The following is a 2,554-nucleotide window of genomic DNA, read 5'->3' on the forward strand; positions in this document are numbered from 1 at the left end:
GCGGCACGCCGACGACGCCCCGGCCGGGTGCCCGCCCACGCGCGTGCGCGGCGGGCGGGCCGCCCCTGTCCGCTCCGCCCCCATCCGCTCCGCCCCCATCCGCTCCGCCGGCGGCGTACGCGCCGCGGCGGGGTGCTCCGTCCACGAGGAGAGCGCTCCTCACCTTCGCGGGGAGCGCGGCTCCTCGCCCTTCGCCTCGTAAGGAGGTCGGGCCATGGCTGACTCGAAGAGGAGTGAGCTGGTCGGCGCCGTGGAGACGCGTGGCATCGAGCCGGTGCCGGACGCCGAACGGCACGGACACGCGGGCCAGATGTTCTGGACCTGGTTCGCGGCGAACATCTCGCTGCTCGGGCTGCCGCTCGGCGCGACGCTCGTCGCGTTCCGGGGACTGAACATCTGGCAGGCGGTGCTGGTCGCGGTGGTCGGCTCGTTCGGCTCGTTCGCCCTGGTGGGCGCGTTGAGCATCGCGGGGAAGCGGGGCGGTGCCCCCGCCCTGACGCTCTCGCGCGCGGTGTTCGGCCGGCGCGGCAACACCGGCCCCACGCTGGTGACCTGGATCAGCCGGGTGGGCTGGGAGACCGTGAACACCACCACCGCCGCCTACGCGCTGCTCTCCCTGCTGGCGATCGCCTTCGGCGCCCGCGCCAACACGGTACTGACACTGGTGTGCCTGCTGGTCTTCATCGCCTGCACCCTGCTCATCAGCGGTCTGGGCCACGCCACCATCATGTGGATCAACCGGTGGGCGACCTACGTGTTCGGGCTGCTGAACCTGGTGGTGATGGCCTTCCTGGCCGCCACGGTGGACTGGGGGAAGGTGGCGGGCGCCCCGGCGGCGCCGCTGAGCGCGGTCGTCGCCGGGGTCGGGGTGATCGCGGCGGGCACCGGCATCGGCTGGGCCAACGCGGGCGCCGACTACGCCCGTTACCTGCCGCGCGCCATACCCGGCGGCCGGCTGGTGCTGGCCTCCGCCTGGGGTGCGGGCATCCCCCTGGTGCTGCTGATCTCCCTGGGCTCGCTGCTGTCGGCGGGCGACCCGTCGCTGGCCGCCGCCTCCGACCCGGTGGCCGCCGTCCAGGGCATGCTGCCGTCGTGGATGTCGGTGCCGTACCTGATCGCCGCGTTCGGCGGACTGCTGCTGTCCAACCACCTGTCGGTGTACTCGGCCGGCCTCACCCTCGTCACGCTCGGCGTCCGCGCCAGGCGGACGGTCGCCGTCGGCCTGGACATCGTGCTCACCTTCGCGGGCGGCATCTACTTCATGCTGGTCGCCAAGGACTTCTACGGGCCCTTCACCACCTTCCTGACGCTGCTGGCGGTGCCCATCACGGCGTGGGTAGGGGTCTTCGCCGTGGACATGCTGCGCCGCCGCTCCTACGACTCGGACGCCCTGATGGTTCCGGGCCGCGCGGGCCGCTACTGGTACGACGGCGGCTTCGCCTGGTCGGCCTGCCTCGCCTGGGCGGTGGCGATCGTGGCGGGGCTGCTGCTGACCGAGGCGAAGACCAGCGACACCGACGTGTGGTTCTCCGGCCCCCTCTCGCACAGCTGGCTGGGCGCCAACGGGCTCGGCTGGGTGGTGACGTTCGCCGTGGCCGCCGCCGGGTACGCCCTGCTGCACCCGCTGGACCGCGCGGTCCGCGCGGAGGCGGCCCGCGGAGCGCGGGAGGCCGCGGCCGACGCTGCCGGCACCGCCGGAACGACTGGCGGCGCACCCACCGCCGGGACCCCTGACGCTGCCGGGGCCACCGAAGCCGCTGGGACCGCCGACGCGGCCGGGCCGACCGGGACGGCGGGGGCCGCCGGAACCACGGGAACCACCGGAACCGCCGGAACCGCCGGAACCATCGGGACCGCCGGACCGACCGGAACCACCGGAAAGGGAGTGTGACCCCGTGAACCGCATCGATCGCGTCACCCCCGCTGCCTCCGTGACCGCCCGGCCCGCGGCCCCACCGCGGCTGGTCCTCGCCGGGAGCGTCATCGTCGACATGGTGCTGCGGATTCCCCGGCTGCCCGAGCGGGGCGGGGACATGCTCGCCTCGCACGCCGCGCGGGCCGTCGGCGGAGGCTTCAACGTGCTGGCCGCCGCCCGCAGGCTCGGGCTGCCCGCCGTGTACGCGGGCGGGCACGGCACGGGCCCGTTCGGCGACCTGGTGCGGACGGCGCTCGACGCCGAGGGCGTCACCCCGCTGCTGGCCGCGCACCCCGGCCGGGACACCGGCTACTGCGTCGTCCTGGTGGACTCCGACGGCGAGCGCACCTTCGTGACCGCGCCCGGCGCCGAGAGCGAACTCGGTCCGGCCGAGGCCCGGCAGGTGGCCGGGGCGCCGCGCCCCGGGGACCTCGTCCAGCTCTCCGGGTACGGACTCGCCCACCCCGGCTCCGCCGACCGGCTCACCGAGCTGGCCGCCACCCTGCCCGAGGGCGTGGTGCTGAGCCTGGACCCCGGCCCGCTGGTCGCCGACCTGGAACCGGCCCGGCTGGCGCGGGTGCTGGAGCGGGTGGACTGGCTCAGCTGCAACCGCCGGGAGGCCGGGCTGCTGACGGGCCT

General features: G+C 75.3%; 3 protein-coding genes. All 3 read left to right on the forward strand.

Features of this window, described 5'->3' with window-relative positions:
- Positions 1–202: hypothetical protein (locus tag FM076_RS33130; RefSeq protein ID WP_207730263.1), on the forward strand; the 202-nt coding region annotated here is incomplete at its 5' end.
- A gap of 12 nt (positions 203–214) precedes the next feature.
- The gene (locus FM076_RS07480) at positions 215–1,891 is read left to right on the forward strand and encodes a purine-cytosine permease family protein (RefSeq protein WP_243274356.1); all 1,677 of its coding nucleotides are present in this window, start codon (positions 215–217) and stop codon (positions 1,889–1,891) included.
- 4 nt (positions 1,892–1,895) lie between these two features.
- On the forward strand, positions 1,896–2,554 hold a 659-nt coding region (locus FM076_RS33470), incomplete at its 3' end, for a PfkB family carbohydrate kinase (RefSeq protein ID WP_345945398.1).

It is taken from the genome of Streptomyces albus subsp. chlorinus (genome assembly GCF_013302895.1).
Taxonomy (GTDB): domain Bacteria; phylum Actinomycetota; class Actinomycetes; order Streptomycetales; family Streptomycetaceae; genus Streptomyces; species Streptomyces chlorinus.

Bases quoted from the DNA above. Each gene is read 5' to 3' on its own strand.
- FM076_RS07480 (WP_243274356.1), top strand. From the start codon at position 215: ATGGCTGACTCGAAGAGGAGTGAGCTGGTCGGCGCCGTGGAGACGCGT.